20 protein-coding genes and 1 pseudogene are annotated in these 20,685 nt (G+C 57.9%); 7 read left to right on the top strand and 14 right to left on the bottom strand.

Features of this window, described 5'->3' with window-relative positions; genetic code table 11:
• Positions 1-7: 7 nt before the first annotated feature.
• Genes NKH67_RS18775 through NKH67_RS18795 form a run of 5 tightly spaced genes read right to left on the bottom strand, consistent with a single transcriptional unit; the run spans position 8 to position 5,579 of the window.
• Complete coding sequence (locus tag NKH67_RS18775) at positions 8-1,018, bottom strand: alcohol dehydrogenase catalytic domain-containing protein (RefSeq protein WP_353031471.1); 1,011 nt, start codon at positions 1,016-1,018, stop codon at positions 8-10.
• A 3-nt stretch (positions 1,019-1,021) separates the two neighbouring features.
• Entirely contained in the window at positions 1,022-2,533 is a 1,512-nt protein-coding gene (locus NKH67_RS18780; RefSeq protein WP_353031473.1) for an aldehyde dehydrogenase, read from the bottom strand.
• Positions 2,534-2,547: 14 nt separating this feature from the next.
• Positions 2,548-3,300 (bottom strand): class II aldolase/adducin family protein, encoded by a 753-nt coding sequence (locus NKH67_RS18785; RefSeq protein WP_353031475.1) that lies wholly within the window; start codon positions 3,298-3,300, stop codon positions 2,548-2,550.
• Between the two features lie 26 nt (positions 3,301-3,326).
• Positions 3,327-4,211, bottom strand: a complete 885-nt coding sequence (locus NKH67_RS18790; RefSeq protein WP_353031477.1) for a dihydrodipicolinate synthase family protein — start codon at positions 4,209-4,211, stop codon at positions 3,327-3,329.
• 33 nt (positions 4,212-4,244) lie between these two features.
• Complete coding sequence (locus tag NKH67_RS18795; protein WP_502893769.1) at positions 4,245-5,579, bottom strand: NAD(P)/FAD-dependent oxidoreductase; 1,335 nt, start codon at positions 5,577-5,579, stop codon at positions 4,245-4,247.
• A gap of 639 nt (positions 5,580-6,218) precedes the next feature.
• Here NKH67_RS18795 and NKH67_RS18800 point away from each other — a divergent pair.
• Positions 6,219-6,386 carry a hypothetical protein gene (locus NKH67_RS18800; RefSeq protein ID WP_353031481.1) on the top strand — a complete coding sequence of 56 codons (168 nt, stop codon included), beginning with the start codon at positions 6,219-6,221 and terminating at the stop codon, positions 6,384-6,386.
• Between the two features lie 175 nt (positions 6,387-6,561).
• Here the strand turns inward: NKH67_RS18800 and NKH67_RS18805 are convergent, their stop codons facing one another.
• The 4 genes from NKH67_RS18805 to NKH67_RS34170 form a co-directional block, all read right to left on the bottom strand.
• A complete protein-coding gene (locus NKH67_RS18805) occupies positions 6,562-7,917 on the bottom strand; it encodes a Glu/Leu/Phe/Val family dehydrogenase (protein ID WP_353031613.1) in 1,356 nt (451 codons plus the stop codon).
• Between the two features lie 50 nt (positions 7,918-7,967).
• A complete protein-coding gene (locus tag NKH67_RS18810; protein ID WP_353031615.1) occupies positions 7,968-8,558 on the bottom strand; it encodes a UPF0262 family protein in 591 nt (196 codons plus the stop codon).
• Positions 8,559-9,118: 560 nt separating this feature from the next.
• Positions 9,119-9,373: a hypothetical protein gene (locus tag NKH67_RS34165; RefSeq protein ID WP_502893765.1), complete on the bottom strand. Its 255-nt coding sequence runs from the start codon at positions 9,371-9,373 to the stop codon at positions 9,119-9,121.
• A 97-nt stretch (positions 9,374-9,470) separates the two neighbouring features.
• Entirely contained in the window at positions 9,471-9,908 is a 438-nt protein-coding gene (locus NKH67_RS34170) for a helix-turn-helix domain-containing protein (protein ID WP_502893770.1), read from the bottom strand.
• Between the two features lie 638 nt (positions 9,909-10,546).
• Here NKH67_RS34170 and NKH67_RS18820 point away from each other — a divergent pair.
• Both NKH67_RS18820 and NKH67_RS18825 read left to right on the top strand, forming a co-directional pair.
• A complete protein-coding gene (locus NKH67_RS18820) occupies positions 10,547-13,207 on the top strand; it encodes a condensation domain-containing protein (RefSeq protein ID WP_353031483.1) in 2,661 nt (886 codons plus the stop codon).
• A 324-nt stretch (positions 13,208-13,531) separates the two neighbouring features.
• Complete coding sequence (locus NKH67_RS18825) at positions 13,532-14,419, top strand: class I SAM-dependent methyltransferase (protein WP_353031485.1); 888 nt, start codon at positions 13,532-13,534, stop codon at positions 14,417-14,419.
• 214 nt (positions 14,420-14,633) lie between these two features.
• On the opposite strand, the gene NKH67_RS18830 is transcribed toward NKH67_RS18825, so the two are convergent.
• Positions 14,634-14,792, bottom strand: coding sequence for a hypothetical protein (locus tag NKH67_RS18830; protein WP_353031487.1), 159 nt, complete (start codon positions 14,790-14,792; stop codon positions 14,634-14,636).
• A gap of 459 nt (positions 14,793-15,251) precedes the next feature.
• Between NKH67_RS18830 and NKH67_RS18835 the strand changes: the two genes are divergently transcribed.
• The gene (locus tag NKH67_RS18835) at positions 15,252-15,545 is read left to right on the top strand and encodes a LysR family transcriptional regulator (RefSeq protein WP_353031489.1); all 294 of its coding nucleotides are present in this window, start codon (positions 15,252-15,254) and stop codon (positions 15,543-15,545) included.
• Between the two features lie 442 nt (positions 15,546-15,987).
• On the opposite strand, the pseudogene NKH67_RS18840 reads toward NKH67_RS18835, so the two are convergent.
• A pseudogene (locus NKH67_RS18840) lies at positions 15,988-16,094 on the bottom strand (transposase); the annotation flags it as partial.
• A 214-nt stretch (positions 16,095-16,308) separates the two neighbouring features.
• Here NKH67_RS18840 and NKH67_RS18845 point away from each other — a divergent pair.
• Positions 16,309-17,526, top strand: coding sequence for an ATP-grasp domain-containing protein (locus NKH67_RS18845; RefSeq protein WP_353031491.1), 1,218 nt, complete (start codon positions 16,309-16,311; stop codon positions 17,524-17,526).
• A 313-nt stretch (positions 17,527-17,839) separates the two neighbouring features.
• Here the strand turns inward: NKH67_RS18845 and NKH67_RS18850 are convergent, their stop codons facing one another.
• Positions 17,840-18,064 (bottom strand): recombinase zinc ribbon domain-containing protein, encoded by a 225-nt coding sequence (locus NKH67_RS18850; RefSeq protein WP_353031617.1) that lies wholly within the window; start codon positions 18,062-18,064, stop codon positions 17,840-17,842.
• A gap of 104 nt (positions 18,065-18,168) precedes the next feature.
• Entirely contained in the window at positions 18,169-18,588 is a 420-nt protein-coding gene (locus tag NKH67_RS18855) for a TlpA disulfide reductase family protein (protein WP_353031493.1), read from the bottom strand.
• Positions 18,589-19,375: 787 nt separating this feature from the next.
• On the opposite strand from NKH67_RS18855, the gene NKH67_RS18860 reads away from it, so the two are divergent.
• Together NKH67_RS18860 and NKH67_RS18865 are read left to right on the top strand one after the other, a co-directional pair.
• A complete protein-coding gene (locus NKH67_RS18860) occupies positions 19,376-19,900 on the top strand; it encodes a GNAT family N-acetyltransferase (RefSeq protein WP_353031495.1) in 525 nt (174 codons plus the stop codon).
• A gap of 31 nt (positions 19,901-19,931) precedes the next feature.
• The gene (locus NKH67_RS18865; RefSeq protein ID WP_353031633.1) at positions 19,932-20,129 is read left to right on the top strand and encodes a hypothetical protein; all 198 of its coding nucleotides are present in this window, start codon (positions 19,932-19,934) and stop codon (positions 20,127-20,129) included.
• A 217-nt stretch (positions 20,130-20,346) separates the two neighbouring features.
• Here the strand turns inward: NKH67_RS18865 and NKH67_RS34175 are convergent, their stop codons facing one another.
• Positions 20,347-20,454: a transposase DNA-binding-containing protein gene (locus NKH67_RS34175; protein ID WP_502893771.1), complete on the bottom strand. Its 108-nt coding sequence runs from the start codon at positions 20,452-20,454 to the stop codon at positions 20,347-20,349.
• Between the last annotated feature and the right edge of the window lie 231 nt (positions 20,455-20,685).

Raw genomic sequence — 20,685 nt, forward strand, 5'->3', positions numbered from 1 at the left:
CTCTCGTTCAAGGTTTCAGCGCGACATGAAACAGCCCGCCAGAGTGCTGAACGCTCTGCTTCATCGCGGCTGCGATTTGATCGGTATCGAAAGTTTCAGCGCGGAAAGCCGACAGATCGATCGCGGCTGCGGCGATTAATGCCAGCACGTCTGCGGCCAGTTCGTGAGGAAACCAGAATGAGCCCACCACGCTGTTGCTGTTGCGCATCAACAGGCTTGTGTTGAAGGCCGCACGCGCGGTGAGGGCACCGACGAACGCAACATTCCCGAAGCGACGCAGCCGTTCCGACAGCGCCACCGATTTGGAGGCGTTCTCTCCTCCGACGCAATCCAGGACGAAGTCAAGCGGGGATTGATCGTCCGGGTCCTCCACCACGATGCGGCTGTCCAGAGCAGCCAACTCCCGAAGAACTGAAGTCCTGCGTCCCACGAGCCGCACTTGGGCCGCTCCGATGGCCAATGCCACGACAGCAGCGGAGCTGCCGAGCAGGCCCGCGGCACCGTTAATTGCAACGACGTTACCCGGCCGGAAACCCCCTCGCCTGAAGCCAGCCAGCGCAGTTGCGAACCATCCCAACCGACACAGAATTTCGGGCGACGTGCGCACGTTGTCAGGGATGGCTGTGAAGCATAGTTCCGGGCCAACGAACTCCTCCGCAAATGTGCCATTCGGCCATTTTGCGAGATGCCGGCTTGCGGCGGGTGCCAGCCCGAAACAGCCGATGAACCCATGATCCGCCTCGGGTCCGGAGCCTTCGATATACATATCACAATAGACTGTCTGACCGCGACGCAGCGCGCAGTCCGGATCGGCTGTTTCCTCGACGATGCCGATCGCGCATTGACCGGGAGTGAAAGGGCGAGGAGGCGTCTGCCAACTACCTGAAGGCAAATGCTCGAAGTAAGGCGGCAAGAATGCAGCCTGGATCCTCACACGCACGGCGCCCGCGCGCAACGCCGGACGTTCGATGTCCTGCGCGACGAACGTATTGCCTTCGACCACTCGAACAGACTTCATCGTCTACGCTCCAGGCCGGGCCGGCGGCGCCAGATTCATCCATATTGTCTTCACCTCGGTGTACTGCTCATGCGCCTCCAGGCCATTGTCGCGCCCCCCGAAGCCGGACTGCTTGAAGCCGCCGAACGGGGTCGAGATCTCGCCTTCGGAGTAGCAGTTCACAGAGACGGTGCCCGCGTTGAGCCGCCTTGAAAGCTTGTGAGCCTTGCCCACGTCCGTCGTGTATAGCGACGCAGTGAGACCATAATCGGTGTCGTTGGCCAGCTCGATCGCGTGGTCATCGTCCCGCGCTTCGGAGATGGTCAACACAGGGCCAAAGATCTCCTCGCGGTAGATGGTCATATCCGGCGTCACCCTGTCGAACACCGTCGCCTCGATGAAATAGCCTGGCCGATCAAGCTGATTGCCACCGCAGGCGAGCGCCGCACCCTCGGCACGCCCCCTCTCGAGATATTTCTTGATGGTGTTGCAGTGGTTTGCACCCACCACTGGGCCGAGCTGCGTGGACGGCTCCAGTGGATCGCCCAGATTCCAATTCCTGCAAGCGGCGACGATCTTGTCGGTCAATTCTTCCTTGATCGCCCTGTGTGCGATCAGGCGGCTGTTCGAGGCGCAATTCTGGCCCATGTTGGTCAAAATTGAGAAGGCCTGCTGCTCGGCCACAAAGTCGAGGTTTGGCGCGTCCGCCAATACAACCGCGGGATTTTTTCCGCCCAGCTCCAGTACGATCCGCTTCAGATTCGAGCGCCGGGAGTAGTCGAGGAACATCCGCCCGACTTCGGTGGAACCAGTGAACGAAATAATACGGAGGTCTGGGTGAAGACCGAGCGCCTCTCCGACCTCGCCCGACCCGGTCACGACATTCAAAACCCCCGCCGGTAGCCCTGCCTCGACGGCCAGTTCCGCCATGCGCAGGGCGGTAAGCGTAGTCATCTGGGATGGCTTTAGCACAACGGAATTCCCCGTGGCCAAGGCCGGACCCAGCTTCCAGCCAGCCATGAGCATCGGGAAGTTCCAAGGAAGCACAAGGCCGACTACACCCAGCGGCTCGCGTACGATCATCCCGAGTGCGTTGCTGTCGGTCGATGCTATTCTGGAGAACAGCTTGTCCTGGGCTTCAGCATGCCAAGCAATGGTGCTTGCCGTGAACGGCACGTCGACCGTTAAGCAGTCGGTGATCGGCTTGCCCGAATCCAGGCTTTCCAGAACCGCGAGTTCCTGCAGGTTCTTGTTGGTCAGCTCCGCAAAACGCTGCAGCACCGCCTTGCGTTCAGATGGGTGTTTCTGCGACCACACGCCGGAGTCGAACGCGGCCTTCGCAGCCGCTACAGCAGCATCCACATCGGATGGACCGCAGCCGGCGATTTCCGCAAGAACTTCACCCGTGGCGGGGTTGACGCTCTTGAATGTTCTTCCGGCTGTGGCACGATGGTAGTCGCCATTGATAAAGGGGCGCGAGGGTAGCCTCAGCGCGCGAGCTATCGAGAGGACATCGTCCCGAGTAAAACTTGTCATAGAAGTTCCCATTCTCAGGCAGCGACAGCCGGCTGCAGCCGATAACCCGGGTCTTCCTTGTCGAGTATCGAGACGAGAGCGCGAAAGTGCCCTTCGGAGAATCCCTGGTATTCTCGCCACTGCCGCGCCGTCTTAGCCGCAACTTCATGCGACAGGCGTTTGACCTGCTTCCCGGTGGAATGCGCCAGCACGAGATTCATGCAGGCGCGTTCGAGGTGATAGAGCGTGTCGAAGGCATGCGCCACGCTGAGGCCCACCACCAGCACTCCGTGCCCGCCAAGGAGCAAGACATCCTTGTCATCCAGTAGCTCGGCCACTCGCGCCGGCTCCTCGGAATCGACGAACATTCCGCCGTAAGTGTTGTCGTAGGCTACGTTGCCATAGAACCGCGCAGAATTCTGGCAGATCGGCAAGATCTCCGGGTCCTCCAGGCAGCTCCAGGCCGTCGCGTAGGGCATGTGGGTGTGCAGAATGCACTGCGCGCGCGGGATGTTCCGGTGAAGGAATGAATGCAATTCCCACGCTGTGCGGTCTGGCGCGTCAGGGCCTCTCGGCGCCTCCTTCGCGGCCGAATTGAGTAAGAGCAAATCGCGCGCCTTAATCTGCGAGAAATGGGCCATGTTCGGATTCATGAGAAACCGACCGCCATTCTCGTCGAGGGCGACTGAGAAATGGTTCGCAGTCGCCTCATGTAAACCGAGGCGCGCGGTCCAGCGAAACGCTGCGGCAAGGTCGTTGCGCAAGCGAGCTTCTTGGCTATTCATCATCGGGATTCCAGGCTGAAAATATCCTGCTAGGCTGCCCTTGCCAGCTGCAATGGCTTGAGAGCCGCGGCGATTTTTACCTCTTCGTCCGGACCCACCTCGCACACCGGCGCGCGCACAGTGCCACCGTCAAAGCCCATCTGGCGCGATGCAGCCTTCACAGCCGGGATGTAGTCATTTTGCCAGCAGTAGGCGACGATCGGGAACATCGACTGCCACAGCTTCAGGCCCTCGGCGTGTTTGCCGCTATCGATAAGGTTGAAGAGCTGGATCGCCTCACTCGGAAAGATATTGGCGCAGCCCCAAATCGTACCTGCCGTACTCAACATGAAGGAGAACGGCGCGTTGGGATCGGCGCCATTCAGTATATTACCACCGCACGCCAACAGCGCCTGTTGCTTGCATAGATCACCTGCGCTGTCCTTGATGAAATTAAAGTTGTCCAGCTGCAGCAAGCGCGTATAGAGCTTCGGAGTTAGCTCGATACCCGTCGCCCCGGGGATATTGTAGCCGATGACGTCGATCGACACTTCCTTGCAGACAGCTTCATAGAAGGCGAAAATGCCATCATCGTGCTTGGGACCCTCGAAAAAGGGCGGCAGGATCATCAGCGCATCCACGCCGGCATCTTGAGCGGCCTTGGAGCGGCGGATCACTTCTTGCAGGTTCAAAGCCGAGGTTTGCGCAGTAATCGCGGCACGACCGTCGATACGCTTCACGCCCGATGCGAACAGCTTATTACATTCTTCCTCGGTGAGGTAGGCATGCTGGCCAGTGCCGGAACTGAGCACAAAACCGTGCATCCCGGTCTCCAGATATTGATCGAGCAGCTTGTCCCAGCGGGCGAAATCGATTGACCCGTCCTTATGGAAGGGGGTCTGCATAGCCAAGTTTATACCTCTCAGATTCGCCATGTTCGTCACTCCTGATTTAACTTTAGCCCGCATCTATACTTCACGACCGGCTCTCCAGAGCCGGAATCTCGTCGAATATCGGACACCAAGCGAAGTGATTACCTTTGGGTATGCCGGGCTCGGCCTTGCCTTGTTCTGCAGAATGCGAATAGACTTGCTATCCTGGCCACAGGCGAGTTCGGCTACAGCCTTGCCGTATATTGCACCGCGCGAGACGCCGGTGCCGTTGCAGAAGCCCGCCCCGAAGACCCGGTCACTCAGCTGACCGAAAACGAAGCCGCCGTTCTGGGCCAGGCTCAGGGCACCGCCCCAAGTGTATTCGAAGCCGATCGAAGATATTTCGGGGAAGCGCCTATAGAACGATTTCTGGTGACTGCGTTTGGCGCGCGCGAGCTGCGCATCGGTGGTATGGAACCCGTCGGCGTAGTCGTAGATGTTTCGAATGAAAAGCCGATTGTCCGCCGTCCTGCGCACTGTGGTCCCGAAGCTCTCCGCCGGAATCAAGCCGTAGGTCGCTCGACCACCGATTCTAGCGCTTTCCGCAGCCGTCAAAGGGCGGGTCATGCTCGCGTATGTGTAAACCGGGATGGCGCTCTTCTCGAAAAAGCCGAACTCTGAGATGAATCCGTTATTGGCGAGGATTATGTTCTTGGCTTGGATCTCCCCGTTAGCCGTGCGCAGGACATGGCGCGGAGAGCCGTACACAACCTCAAGGATTGGTGTCTTTTCATAGACTGTTGCATTGTCTCCTAGATTGGCGGCAATGCCGCGGAGCAAGGCTGCTGGCTGCAGCAGAACAGTGCCCGGAGTGTGCAGGCCTTTCGTGTAGTACGAGCAGCCAACCATGTCTTTCATCTGGCGGGCGTCGTACCATTGATATTCTGCTCCGATCCGATCGAGTGCTTGAGCAAAGGTTGCAAGACAAGCTTCGCCTCTCGCGGTCACTGCCGAGTGCGTCTTTCCTTCAGGGCTCCAATCGCATTTGATGCCATACCTCTCCACGGCATCCCGCAGATAGGCTATACCCTCCAGATTGATATCGCGCTCCTCGATATTGCCCTTTTCATCTTCGACAAAATTCGCGTTTCGTGGATTATGCGCAAGGTCAATCGCATAGCCTGCGCAGCGCCCCGCGGCGTTGTTGCCGATTTCAACAGCATCGACCAGCAAAACCGAATCCTGGCGACGAAGCTCTGCTATGCGCCTAGCCGCATTAGTTCCGAACCACCCCCCACCCACTACAACCCAGTCAGCGTCGACACTACCGGTCAGTGGGGCAGCGATATTTACATTGCCCAAATTCGCGAACCACCCGCTGACGCTTAGCTCTGAGGGGAAGTTGCTGACTGTGACCGTCCTCGTGGACAACGAGGAAGCATCTCGAGGGTAGGTCTCATTAAGAGCCATGGCAAAACGTTCTATAATCAACATACCGGGTGACGCCTTTGTCGCCCGCAGTGGCGGGCGCCTAGGTAGACGAGGCACCGTATAATTATTTTGTGCGTTTGGAGAGGTCAAAACTCAGCTCTCGCACCCTCATTATTTTGCCGCTGCCATAGAAACAATTTATGTTCGATAGAGGCGCTTCGGTGGTGTCTTACTCGGGCTGCGCCGGGCGGAGTTCATTGGTTGCAAACACACCAAAGACATCTGCTCCAATTTAGCGTCCGATCGGGTTCCGCGAGACGATTTGCGAAATGCCGCCTCGAGAGCTCAGGACTCGGACCCCTGGTCTATGCACGGTCTGAAAAAGCGGCGCGGCTGGATCGGGAATTCCTGTTACGCACGTTCCGTTCTGATCTTCACGCTGCACCTTTTGACTGCCGCGCGGCAGCTGCTCGAAAGCGGTGCCGATTAGATGAGTCGGCCGGCAAAATACCTGCTGCAAGGAGCGGCATCGCTGGAGAGCTTGCAGGAGAGTCCGGGGTTAGCCCGATCTAGAATTCCGTTATACGAACGAAGGCAAATGAGCGCTTGCAGAAGAACTCCGTCCCGGTGAGCTCGACCTTGGACAGGCCAAATTACCACGCCAGGAGCTTGCGTCGACCATCGGTGATCACGCCGGAGGCGCTCAATGACGCAATGACGGGCTATGGCGACCACCGCGACGAAGAGCCAGACTGGGAGGTCGGGCCAGTAACCTTCGCGGCGAATCGGCAAGGCATTCTCCTGTAGAGTAAGGACATGCGGCCCGATCGATGCCAGGTCATGCGAACGAGAGCTATTCCCAGATGGTCAGCGCCGGCTGGTTCAATCGTTCATGAGGTCACATGTTTCAGAAAAAGCACCCTGCCGGCGGGGAGGTGGCGCCGGCAGGGGTTGCAGAGCTAGAGTCACTCAGGGGCTACTCTCAAATACCTATAGCCTCATAAGCCGCGGCGATCCTGCGAATGGCCACGATGTAAGCCGCTGTCCTGTAGTCACCAAGGTCCGGCTGCTCTTCAAGAAGATCCGCGATATTGGCCCAGCCGCTGCGCATCACGTCCTCGAGGCCGGAGCGAACGAGATCGATCTCGGCGCCGCCTTCCAGAAATTCGTCGCGCATGTCAGCGGGAAACGTCTTGCCGGTCATTCGCTCGAGCGCTGTTGCAATAGCGTGGTTCCTTCGCTCGCGCCGCCGCCTCTCCATTAAACCGAAAGGGATGTGAGTAAGATTCTTCACCCATTCGAAATAACTCACCACCACTCCGCCCGCATTGACATAGAGATCGGGCAGGATCGATGCTCCTTGGGACCGCAGAATTCGGTCGGCTTGGAAGGTGACAGGGCCATTGGCAGCTTCAACAATGAGGCGGGCTTTGATCCGCTCGGCGTTTTCGATGTGAATGGCATTCTCCATCGCTGCGGGAATAAGGATATCGCATTCCTCTTCAATGCCGCTCATGTCCCCTGCGAAAGAATTGGCGCCCTCAAAACCGAGAATGGTGCCGGTGCGCAACTGATGCTGTTTCAGAGCTTCGATGGGAATGCCCTCGGGATTTGAGACAAATCCATCGCGCTCGGCGACTATTACAATCCGCGCCCCATCATCTTCGGAGATGAATTTTGCCGAGTGGTAGCCTACATTGCCAAAACCCTGCACAATGACACGGGCCCCTTCCAGATCTCGCCGTCCGCAAATTCCGGGGGTACGCAGATCGCGGAGATAGCATTGGATGGCGAACTGCACTCCGCGACCTGTCGCCTCCGTGCGGCCCGCAATCCCGCCTTTGGAAAGCGGCTTTCCCGTCACGCAGGCGCGGGCGTTGATGACATCGGTGGGGTTGGCCCGGCGGAATTCGTCCATCATCCAAGCCATCTCGCGCTCGCTGGTGCCTACGTCAGGCGCAGGCACGTTGAGGCCGGGTCCGATCAGGCCACGTTTGTTCAACTCCTGAGTGAACCGCCGTGTGATGCGTTCCAGCTCTTGCGGGCTCCACTCACGTGGATTGATCTTGAGAGCGCCTTTTGAACCTCCGAACGGCACATCAACCAGTGCGCATTTCAATGTCATTAACGCCGCGAGCGCCTCCACCTCTTCAGCATCTGCGTCCGGAGCGTAGCGAATGCCCCCTTTGACAGGCTCACAGTGCTCGCTGTGTACCGAGCGCCACCCGACAAAGCTGTACATTCGGCCACGCAATCTCACCCCGAAGCGCACCGTATAGGTTGAGTTGCACTGTATGATGCGCTCGGCAAGTCCCTCGGGGAGATCCAGAAAGGCCATGGCGGCTCGAAAATTATGATCGATGCTCGCCAAAAAGCCCGACGTGGCATTTAGGGCCAAGGCATCCATAGTTGCTCCTTAAATGGATAGAGATCGTGTTGCTTGCACTTGCTCAGTGGGGTTCTGCCTCGCCATCGGCGCTTCTCACTCTGATGCCTATCCCTGAGCGGCTGGATTCGCATCAACAGAACGTAGACGAGTACGAACAGCTGTCGGGCAGTGTCGCTATCGACAACCAACTTGTCGGCAATGCGGGTCTTGAGGAATTCGGCACCCTCGTCATGAAGAGCGCAACGTCCTGCATCAATCGTTGTTAGCGACGCAAGGGGCGCGCGCGACATAGCGTCGTAATAGTTTTGGCAGGTGTGGATGTAATGCTTGAGAAACCTACGCATTGGAATGACGGACATTCGATGAGTAATTGCGTTTACATGCTTTTCCGTGGCGATCTGGAAAAGTAGTCCGTCACCATCAAGCGCAAGATGGAGGCGGTAAGGTCCGCGGGCGTGGCCGACCGGGATGAAAACTTTGCTTCGGATCAGAGCCGCGACCGCAAGGGCACGCTCCCGCTCGATGTGCTCGTTTCGGCTGAACGGGCCGCGAAGCGACACTTCACATAAGGAGGAACCCGCCTCCCTCACGCTGCCCAGATTCGCCCGAGTCAGCCCTAGCGCGAACCGCTCCGGAGATGCGTTATGCGACGGTCCGCCCTTCAGTTGATCGTTCCCGGCGGTGTTATCGTCTAATTTCAAAGCGCGGCCCTTATATGTGTGGAAACCAAAGGTTAGGGTAAAGACCGTAGAGGTTGCCAAGCATTCCTCGCGCTGAGGAGCACAATGGATTTAAGCCAACATTTCGAACGGGATAAGTCGGAAAAGATACTGGGTCGACATAGGAAGAATTTATGTGACACGCTGCTCTTGCTACCGCCTCGAAGCAGCGAAGTCGCTAGGCAGAGGCTGTACCCCCAGAATGCCACGCTGATGCTGTCGCACCAGCCGCGGCAACATAATCTGACTTGCTGGGGAACGGAGACCCGGTAATCATGGCTCGTCGGGGGTTTGCCTGCCGTCCTGAAGCCAGCGGAAGAGCCCCGGACGGTGCTCACCGTAAAGCGGGACGAGGCTTCTGCCTTAGCAGATCTGCATCTAGGCAGCCGACTGCGAAGATTGAGATCGTTAGCGCGCCCTAAGTTGTTGCGCTACCAGGCGGGGAACAGGATCAGGTCAGCCGGCACGTTGGCCTCGATCTCGCGCAGGAACGTTAGGAACTCCCGCGCCCGATGACATTTGAAGCAGCGGCCGATGATCTTGCCGTTGGCGGCATCGAGCGCGGCTAAAAGGGAAAGGGTCCCCTGCCGCGTGTAGCCGTGGCTGCGCCGCTCGATCTGGCCAGGGCGCATCGGTAGATAAGGCTGGGTGCGGTCCAGCGCCTGGATTTGGCTCTTCTCGTCCACGCACAGGACCAGCGTCCGGTTCGGGCGGCGGTGCGAGATAGAGCCCGACGATGTCGCGCACCTTCTTCACAAACAGGCATCGGACGACAGTTTGAAGCTATCGGTGCGGTGCGTCGGAAGGCCAAAGGCTGTCCAGGTGCGGTGGATCGTCGAGGGCACAACCAACGGCCCGCGCCATGGAGCGCAAGCTCCAATGCGTAGCGTCCCGCGGCGTCGTCTCTAGCGTCAACCGGATCGTCTCGGCAATCTCCTCATCGCCAATCTGCCGGAGGGGCGCCGGGGCGGGTTCATCGTAGAGGCCGTCGAGCCTCTGTTCGGCAAAGCACCGACGCCATGTGCCCACCGTGTTGGGCGTCGCTCGAAGGCGTACGGCAATTTCCTTGTTCTCGATCCCCTCACTGGCCAACAGAACGATCTGCGCCCATCGCACCAAACCCTGTGCCGTGTCTCGGCGTGCACCAGCCATCCGAGGCTGGAGAGCGAAAGATCGGATTCTTGAGCAGCGCAAATGTCGCTGGCGAATTTGGATTCGCATCTGCAGCCCGCGACACTGCGCATCAATCTGACCCTTGTTCACATTTCGTTTCTATACTCCTCTACACCCAAAGCGGCCGGCACTCCTCTTCTCTACCGATCACGGTGACGCCACGATAAGACCGCGCTCTCGACCGCCTCACAGGTTGCACAATCCGGTCAACCATCGGTCCCCGCGGCGCTGGTCGGGCCTACGATCATTCACCCACCTTGCGCAAGCGCCGGGGACGGCGACGGCCGATCGGAACGCGGTTCCGTCAGCTCAGAACTCGAAACTAGAGCAACCTTCCTGAGCTCTTAAATGGGCAATTCCGATCAAGCGCGCATCTGCCAGTCTCGATAGCCATGAACGCTGAGCACCAGCAATAAGCCCTTCTCGTCCTAGCCCGCGCTAGTGGCCGGCTCGCCGGTATTTTCAACATGCGCTCAGTGGCAAATTTTTCTGTGCCAGCCGTATCCGATTAAAGACGCTACCGTCCGGAACCCGACACAATTAGGCGCAGCAAACCGACTGTCGCGGCGAAAACACTTGGATTGGCTCTTGGCTCGCACGACCTTCTCGGTGGCACGCCGATTGCTTGGACACGGTACACGACCTGTTCCCATAGCGGTGTCGCATGCTTCGACCGAGGAGGGCTAATGAAACTGGCTCGAACAATCCAAAACAATACGATAGACCTTGCACTGAGTGCGGTACCGCCAATTGAAGCTTTGCCGCGTCAATCACGGGTGCCACTGTCGCTTCCCCAGCAGCGACTTTGGTTCCTGTCACATCGGAAGGGCGGTAATAAGGCCGATCTCATCTATGTGGGGCTTCGGCTTCGCGGCGAATTGGACGAGGCTGCCCTGCAGTCGGCCTTGGACGGGTTGGTGGCGCGTCATGAGGTGCTGCGCACCAGCTTCGGGGTGAAGGACGGCGAGCCGTTCCAAAGGATTGGACCGGCGGACATCGGCCTGCCGCTGAAACGAGATGATCTGGTGGCCACGGATGTGGAGGGGGCCCTTGCGGAGCTGATGTGTTTTGAAGGGCAGGCGGTGTTTGATCTGGAAGACGGGCCGCTGATCCGTGCTCGACTGGGGCGTTTGACGCAGGACATTCATATGCTGCTGATCATCATGCACCGCATGGTCTCGGACGGCCGGTCGCGGGAGATCCTGATTTGCGAGCTTAGCGAACTCTACTCCGCGGCCTGGGAAGGCCGCGCGGATCGGCTGAGACCATTGCCGGTGCAGTATGCGGACTACGCGATTTGGCAGCGAGGTCGGCTAGCAGGGGAACTCTTGCAGCGGCAGTCGGAATACTGGCTCCGGATGCAGGACGGCTTGCCAGCAGTGCTGGAGCTGCCGACAGACCGGCCGCGGCCGGCGGAGCAGGACTACAGCGGCAGTTACGTCGAATTTGAGTTGCACGAGCGGCTGAGTACACAGCTCAAGGAACTGAGCCAGCGTCATGGGACGACCCTGTTCGTTACCCTGCTGGCGGGCTGGGTGCTGGTACTGGCGCGGCTGTCGGGTCAGAACGAGCTGGTGATCGGTACACCTACCGACAACCGCACCCGCTCCGAGATTGAGGGACTGATCGGCTGCTTCGTCAGGACCTTGGCGTTGCGGATTAGTCTATCGGGAGATCCGACACTGGAGACATTGCTAGAACGGGCTAATGTCGCCGCGCGTGGGGTGCAGGATGATCAGGACCTACCATTTGAGCAGGCGGTGCAACTTATCGATCCGTCTCACAAACCGGAGGTTACACTTACATGGCAAGACAATTCTGGGGGGTCGGCCGAATTGGCGGGCCTTGAGCTTGAATCTGTTTACGTTGGCGATCGTGTCGCGCAACACGATCTTGCGCTTAACCTTTCCCAAGTCGGCGAGGCGATCTGTGGAGAGCTGATCTATCCGACCTCGCTGTTTGAGCGGGGCACGGTGGAGCGATTTGTGACCTATTTGCAGCAGGTCCTGAGCCAGATGGTGGCCGGCCCCGGGCAGCGAGTTTGGTCGGTACCACTTCTGTTGGTGGACGCATGTCGATATCCTGTCGAGCCGAACCCGACGAAGACGGCCCCTCCACAAGACCGCTGGGTTCACGAACTGCTTGAGGCGCAGCGGGAACGGCATCCGGAAGCGGTCGCGGACATCGATAAGGGCCAGAGCCGTGGCGATCGTGAGTTGAACACGCGAACGCCTCTCGTTTGCCCTCCTGAAGCACCACCCGCCAACCCGGCCTCGCAGCCTGACACTACGGTGATGAATTTCATCGAGGGCCCGCGCGTCGTTACAGAGGGGGAACTGCAAGCCAGTCGCATCATGCGTTATCTTGTCACAAAATCTTATCGTGAGCAGATCACAAACAGCGGTTATTATGAACAGCTCAAATACATCGTGGAGCCGTCATTCGATGAGTTCGAAAGTTCTGGAAACCTGGACACGAGCGGCGAGCTACATAATACGGTCTTTCCCGGATTTCAGCACAAGTACGCCCAAACCGGGTTGCTTCTGGTTACGGACCGTTGTGCATCATATTGCCGCTATTGCCTTCGAAAACGCCTTGTCGGAAAAAATACCGATGAAATCGCAACCGATTTCGAGCAAATTTCGCAATATATAAACGGCCATCCCGAGATAACGAACGTACTGATAACAGGAGGCGATCCGCTGGTACTCAGCACGGCCAAGCTCGACAAGATGATTGATCATCTGCTGCCAATCCCACATCTGGATTCGATTCGATTTGGTACAAAAACACTAGCGTACCAGCCCAAACGGTTCGAGGATCCCGCTTTACCGGCTTTGTTCAAACGCATCGACGAAGCGGGTAAGGCCGCAGTGATCGTCACACACTTCGATCACATCGGCGAAATCTCTGTCAAGGCGGAGCATGAGGTTCGCTCATTGCGCGCACAGGGCGTACAGTTCCTGAACCAAACCGTGCTTCTCGCGAAGGTCAACGATGATCCAGAGATCTTGGCAGCCACGTTCGCCAAGTGTCACCAAATGGGTATCCGCCCGTATTACCTTTTTCAGGCCAGACCGGTAAAAGGCGCTTCCCATTTTCAGGTTTCACTGCGCCGCGGAATAGAGATTTCTCGCGGCATCAACCAACGCCTCAGTGGGATCCAAAAAACCTTCAAATACATCATGTCCCATTACACAGGAAAGATCGAAGTCCTCGACCTTGGCGCCGATGACCGTATGTATATGCGGTATCATCAAAACAAGAATCCCGAAAAGATCGGAAAGATCTTTTCCCGGCCGCACGTTGAGGGTGCCTGCTGGTTGGACGATTTGCCCGACCGATGAGATCCAGGGTCGCATGAAATACGGGGGCTTAGGTCAGCAGGTTTTGCGGTTGGTCCACCTTAGGAGATAGAACCTTCAGAGATCTCTAGCACATTCCGTTTTAGTGCGACGGATACGGAGTCCGACCGGAAGAGTAACGCCATATTGAATGCAGCTATCCGCAGAATCCAACGCGGCAATAGCCTCTCCAAGATCGGGGTCCGTAAACTGAACGAAGAACTGGCACTATCGCTCTACCCGTCGGCACCTGGTATCCCACAGAGAACAACAATGTTTCCTAATAGTTTAGATTCGCACCTCTCCCGGTTGGAAAAAATAGACCCAGTGGCCTTCAAGGCCATCGATCCCCGAATAGCCATCGAATCATTCGACTGTCTTGCCATTCTGTCGCGGAATGAGTTCACCTCGGAAGCGCGTGGTTCGGACTACCTCGATAGCATCCAAATGTCCCTGCTGGCACGATCGGAGGGTGTGATGGACCTCCTGGGAAAAATGCACCCCAATGGACGCGACGGACTGTGTTCATCACTGATCTTCTGCGATCTTCTCGCCGGTGACGGATACGTGAACAAGGTAGCGCACCGGCTCTTGGGTGCGGCGCGCTGCCCAAGTTTCATCAACTCGGACGTCTCCCAGTTTATGGTAGACCGCTGCACCCGAGACGGCCTGTTTGCGATCTGGCAGGCCGCAACCGATCCGTTCTGGATTAGAGACGGATCAGTGGATGGCGTGCTGATGGCTTACGGCACGCACCACATCCCGCGCTCTCAGCGCGTCACTGCTGTCCGGGAGGCTGCGCGAATTCTCCGGCCCGGTGGCATCTTTGTTCTTCATGACTTTGAGGAGGGCTCCCCCACTGCCCGCTGGTTCGCTGACGTGGTGTCAATTCATTCCGTGACCCCCCATGACTATCCTCATTTTACCGCGGGCGAGGTGCTCGATCTGTTCGCTGCCGCGCACTTTAGTGACGTAACTGTGCAGCGAATCCCGGACCCGTTCGTCGTTCACGGAGGAGACGAAGAGAGCGCTGTCCAACTGTTAGCCGAATACGTCGTGAAGATGTACGGGTTAGAGCAGCTCCGGAATCACACGCAGCGCGTGCTCGCCCTGCTTGATGAGTATTTCGGGCTCGTCGTGACACAAACCCCTGACCGCGAGTTCGAAGCACGCATAACGCGCAATGCCTTGGTCGGGAGCGGTCGACGGCTGTGAACCACAATTTCGTTGGCCGCCACCAAGGTCCTGTCTCTGCTTCCTCTGCCTTGTCATAACTGATCTCTTTGAATTCGACTGCCGTCCGGTTGCATACCTAACTTTAGGTGCCAGCGTTCGATGGCATGCGAAGAAGAATCTCCCTGGGCGGGTGATTGCAGTTCAGGGGAATGTGCATCCGAAATGCCGCCCGTGTGCGACATTCAAGATAGGATTAACCACATCCGGCGTTCATGGCCGCTAGGGCGTAAGAATTGCCCGTTTCGAACCCTGGCATAGTATTATTGTCTAGGACATGCGGCTGGCCGGAGCGGTTGATCCGGAAGTCTATGCGAGCGACAGTCCCGGCATTGGCAAGCCTGCAAAGTCGCAACCAAAATGTCTCGCAGCGGGACGCAATATCAGTCTGTTGTCAGCCTCATCGGTCAACTCATCGATATTTCGAGATGGGCGTCGGCAAAGCTTGTCCAACCTCAATTTCACTTGACGACGGCTTTCATGCGGGCTCGCCCTATTCTTTTAACGAGCTGAGAACTAAGGACGTCGTCCAGCGGCCACCTTGCGGCTCTCCCGTCCTATTAATGCTCGTCCCCATTACCTCTACGGACGTGCCGGTGGCCGTCAGCTAGTTCCTAAGATGCCGAAAACCTGACGAAACCGACGCCAAGGATTGGACCATCGGCACGGGTTAGTAGCGGTGCAACTAAAACGCGCCAGTTCGGCATGCAATTTGCGGGGGCGCGGTGGACGGCTGCAATTTGTCACGGAGGACAGTGGTGGCACGGAATACGTTTCGTTCTGTTCCCGATTTCCAACTCTCTATGAGTGACCAATGGTCCATCTCTACCATGATATACCGTCCCTGACTGCCCTTGAGGGATTCGAGGCATTGGCGCGCCATTTGTCGTTCAAGCTTACGGCTTCCGAGCTAAAAGTGACATCGGGAGAGATCTGTCGGCAGATCAAAGCCATTGAGGGGGAGCTTGGCGTTCGGCTGATTGTGGGGCTTGGGGATAATGTCGTGCTTACCAGAGCCGGCGAAGACCTCTATAGGTTGCTGGCAAGCAGTTTTTCTAAGGCGTCGGAAGTCGTGAGGATCACTACACGTCGTGATTTATTCCCATAGGTCACGCTTGGCCCCACCGATGCGTTCGCGTCGACGTGGCTGATATGGGCTGGTACGAACCTCGGTCGAAGAGTAGATCGCAAGGATTGCCGACCTTGAGTGTGACGCCGCCGGGGTTGCGGGGGATCTGGGTCGAAGAGCGGAGCGCTTGGCATCAGAACTAGCGCGCTCGGCTAATGGCATCGATCAGTCTTTACGGGCTTTCGCAGTACGGCCAGTTTTGCGCTTTGGAGCGGCTCGACTTTACGGCGGAACAGGGCGAGCTCGCCACGACTCTCCGAACCGGTGGGTCGGGAAAAACGGCGCTCCTCTCGCTGATTAGGTCCGACGGAACCGACCACCAGTCAGCGGCGCTCAATGCCCAGCCGGGAGAAACGTGGCGTCGACATCCAGAGACAGCGCCGCTGCCTCCACCCATCTGCTTCTTCAGCTTCGCGTTCTAGTCTTCCAGAGCCTCAGGCGCTTGGCGTCGGACACGTCCATCCAGCCATACTTCGCCTTCCAGTTATACAGCGTCGCCTCGCTGATCGCGTGCTTGCGCGCAAGATCTACGACGTCGTCTACAACCCCGCATCACAATGCCGTCGATCTCAAGTTCGATGATTAGGCACGATCCTCGGTTCAACAAATCTTCAAGTATGTTTGCAGGATCTTTGCAATCGCTAATCGCAGACAATGTTATGTTCACATCAGACCGATCTGGTGCACAGCCAAAAAGGCTGATCCGGTTATATTCGAACTCCCCGCGAACGGAGCACAGCCAATGGCAACGAGAGCACTCATACTGGTCGAAGGTGATCCAACGGGTAATGGTCATCTCTTCGTCCAAGCGGCTCAGCGTCTTGGTCTTCATCCAATTACCCTATCGGCTGACCCTGCCCAGTACGAGTATATTGCCGCGGAACGCACTGAAGCAGTCCGTGTCGATACATACGATATCGATGCTCTGATCCATGAATGTTCCCGGTTAGAGACCACTTACGACATTGCTGGCATTACCTCATCCTTAGAGGCGTTCTATGCGACAATTAGCAAGCTCTGCCGGTATTTTGACCTTCCGGGACCGAACCCCGAATCCATTGAACGGTGTTGCGACAAATTCACTCAACGTCAACTTCTCGCCGAGGCCGGCGTTCCTGTACCTGCCTTTCGCGTCGCCGCAAATGCGGCGGAGGTGGAAAGCGCTGCTGCGGAGATCGGCTTGCCGGTAGTTCTTAAGCCGGCCATGGGGGGAGGCAGCTGCGGTGTCCGGTTGTGTCGCAACACTGAAGAGTTGGCCGAACATACGACCTATCTGTTGTGCGGGAAGCACATATGGCGGGGTTCGGGGAGGAAGATACTGGTTGAAGAATTCGCACAAGGCTTGCAGTATAGCATTGAAACTATGGGAAATGAGGTCATCGGGATTGCAGCCGCTGACTTCGGTCCCCCACCGCATTTTGTGCTTCGTCAGTTCACGTTCCCGCAGGCGTTTACTGATGAAGAGCATTCACGTATCGTCGATATTTCGGTGAACTGTATACGGGCACTCAGCGTTGGCTGGGGGCCTATGAACATCGAATTCCGATGGACGAAGCGTGGCCCAGTCGTCATCGAGGTCAACCCGCGCCTTGGGGGCGTGCCCACTCCTCAACTGGTTCACCTGGCTTGCGGTGTCGATCTCGTCACTGCGCACATCAAGCTCGTCATCGGCGACGAATGGGATTTGCGAATAAAACATTCACAGACTGCGGCTGCGCGGATACTGGTTCCGGATCGCGATGGCATCCTCGATTGGGTCGATGGCGACAGCCGGGCGGCTGCTGTGCCGGGTGTCGTCGAGGTAAAATTGTATGTCAAACCGAACATGCGGATCGCTAGGAAAGGCGATTATCGCGACTGGATCGGGTATATCATAGCCGTTTCAGCCAGCCCAGCTCAGACTTCGGCAATACTTCAGCGTGCCGTTGACTTGATCGATTGGTCTATTTCACCATTTTAGTATCACGCGATACGGCCCAAGTTTTGCGGGTTGGCGTCGCCCTGCTCGCCGGCGCGGTAGTCGCGCTCCATCCCGGTGTTCGGGCTTAACAGCAATCATGGGTCGCGATCGCGGAGCGACTGCTCATCCGACCCTTGATGGCTGGGGCAACGCGACGCTCTGGATTGCGATGAAGACCCGACATCGGGTTGGCGATTTCAAGTTGGCATATTCGACAACGGTTTCTCGGCTCCAATTGGCGGGCTGATGAGCGTAGCGGCATCATGCGCGGCGATCTTGTTCTCGATCTCACCGACATGATTAGTGACTGGTCTTAGCTCGCTCGGCAGCGGCAGCAATCGCTCCCGGTGCTCCACGACTCGCAGAAGCGCTTCCTCAATCGCATCATCGACGCGCGGTCCGCCAAAAGGCGATGCGGCTCGCCATTGTCGAGCAGATCCCGCCAGCAGAAATAGCGCGGAATGTTGTACTTGGTGCCCGCGTACCGCACCGTGAGGTTGCGGCCGCAGCGCCGGCAGCGGACAAGTCCTGCGAGCAGAGCGTCGCCATGCTAGGGCGCCGGTGATGCCGGCTCGTGGGCACGTTGTCGCTCATCATCTTGCGGATCGCCTCCGATAAAGTCGATGCGGCCGTCTAGATCGATTACGAACAAGGTCGGCGATCCGACAATTCGCCTTTGTAGTCGAACGCGATCGGAAACTTGAGATTCGTTTTTTGGTCAACCACGCGGCCAGCTCGGCTCCCCGCCTCGACGTCCGTTGAGGCGCGTTCAGGAGTCGCGACTCCGACCACCTGGAATCCGCTGTACCTGAACTGTTCCTGCAACTGCATCAGATGACGCATCGCTGCCGTACATGGTTCGGTCTCAGCCGCCCAAAATTCGACGACGTACACTTTGCCGGGCCTTAAGTGTGCGATGGGTTCGCCGCGCAGCCAAGTCTCAGCTTTGATCGAAGGAGCTGATGACCCATTTGCAATACCATATTGCTCGCCAACACCATGCCAAAGTTGGGCGCCTTTATGGGCAAGCTGTTCCCTGAGAGAGTGCCTAAAGGAGGGCATCGCCCGTCCTGCGGGAGTCGATTAGTCGTCGGTCAAACATATTTGCCCCACTCCAACTTAGCAAAAGCCGTGCCAGCGTGCCGAATCTTTAGTGATTGGTAATTGCCCTTTGAAAACATCCATGTGCCATAAGTGAGCGGATTTAATGAAGCTCACTTCTGCCAATGTTTGTTTTGAACCCGACATTCTGCCAGGCGCTGCCGGTCCGATCTCCACCAGAAGTTTTAGGGATCGAGGTCCGCGGCGATCTCGCGCAACTTGCTCTTGGTGGCCCTCGGGACACCTTCCTCTTGCAGGAGACGCTCGCAGATCATCTGCGGTGAATGATAGCGCTTATACCACCTTCGCGCCGTCGCGATGCTTCGAGGTCAACTTGAACGAGGGCTGGAAGAAATCCACGAACAGCCTGGAGCTCCGTAGAGACGCGTGATCGCCCTTGCCGCCACCAAACCTTCGAAGCGACCGATAGTCCAAGAGCTTCCACACAACGGCGCCCTTTTCTCCTTTATCCGCGCTTGGTGGTTCTTGCGGTAGGGCCGCGATCGGATGAGTTCGACCCACCCCCACGTGGTTGAAACGCTCGAGGTATCCGCGGGGCTTACCGTGACCAAGGCAATATTCGACAAGCTCGTGTTAACGAATTCGCTACCGTTGTCGACGCCCAAGGCTCTCAGAGCGAAGGGTTTCCTTCGCAATACAGAAAGCCAAATGCCCGTAGACTGGCACCGCTTTTGCATCGCGCTCCACGCTGCATCAAGATTTCTCATCTTCGGAGGAACAGATAATCATGACCGAGCGCTTGGACCAGCAGTACCGCATCCGACGTGCAAGAGCGGAGGAAGCGTCGATGCTCATTGCGCTGGCGCTCCGCTCAAAGGCCTCGAACGGCTACGACGAGGCATTCTTGCGGGCGTGTGAGGCCATTTACAATCTCCACTACACGCCGCAAACGATCGTAGAAGGCGAGACCTGGGTTGCCGAAAATGCCGATGGCCTGCTGAACGGCTTCTTTGACTTGAGACGATCGGACGACGGCGCGGAGGTCTGGGCCATGTTCGTCGATCCGAGGCTCAAGCGCTCTGGTGTCGGGCGGGCGCTCTGGCGGAAACTCGAGACCTGTGCGCAGAGCATTGGCGCCGAGCGGATTAGCCTTGCGGCCGACCCGTTCGCAGTTCCCTTTTATTCAGCGATGGGAATGGAGGTTATCGGGACCCAACCAATTGACGCGATCCCGGGTCTCTTCCTGCCGCGTCTGACGAAACGCCTGGCGAAAACTGTCAAGGCGGGCCGGGTCGTAGACCAAGTCCGGTGACTGCCCCATCGCCCCCTCGGGATCAAAACCTTTGCGCCACTTCACCGCGTGGCCCCTGGATGGCGTAGCCGATGCTGCGGCGACGCTGCTCAGGATGATCAACCGGCTGGTCGAGCCCACCTCTGGCATCGTCAAGATCGACGGCGCCGATAACCGCTCGCTGCCCGGATACGCTGCCGTCTTGCCGGAGCCGGAGGTGCCGACCACGGCGGCGATCGTGCGCGGCTAGACGACCATCGAGACATCGCCGACGACGGCCGTTCCGTTGCAGCGCCCGGGCCGTCCGCGGTGCAGAAGTTGACCGGCGGCAAATTCGGTCGTGTCCTGCAGGATAAGATCGGACCTTCGTTTGCCGCAACGCGCCGCAGTCGCTGCAAAATGGCCGGCGAGAACGCTATGTCCGGTCAGCGGGTTGTCAAAGAAGCGGGAAGCCGTCTTCGCCGTCGTCAGTCGCCACATACCGCCGGGATCGGCTTGCGCGGCGCAGCTGACAGTTGATCCAGCAACTGCGGCAGTCGACAGGCTAGGCGTTTGTCGGGGAAGCGCCGCAGCAGAAAGCTCTTCCTCCTGCCAAGCGGCTCCGCTGCTGCTGGTCTTGTCTCGCGTCAGTGACGCTTCCGTAATTCGGCGTCATGGACAAAATCACGACAGATTCATGCAGGGCAATAGGCCGCGTCTGCGAATGTGGGTAGTCGAAAGCTTCGCCGGAGGCGTACACCTCTCCAATAGCGCCAGTTTCTCGGATGGGCTGCCGACGACGCCGAGATGTGTTTCGGCGTGCAATC

Source organism: Mesorhizobium sp. M0968 (genome assembly GCF_040319065.1).
Taxonomy (GTDB): Bacteria; Pseudomonadota; Alphaproteobacteria; order Rhizobiales; family Rhizobiaceae; genus Mesorhizobium.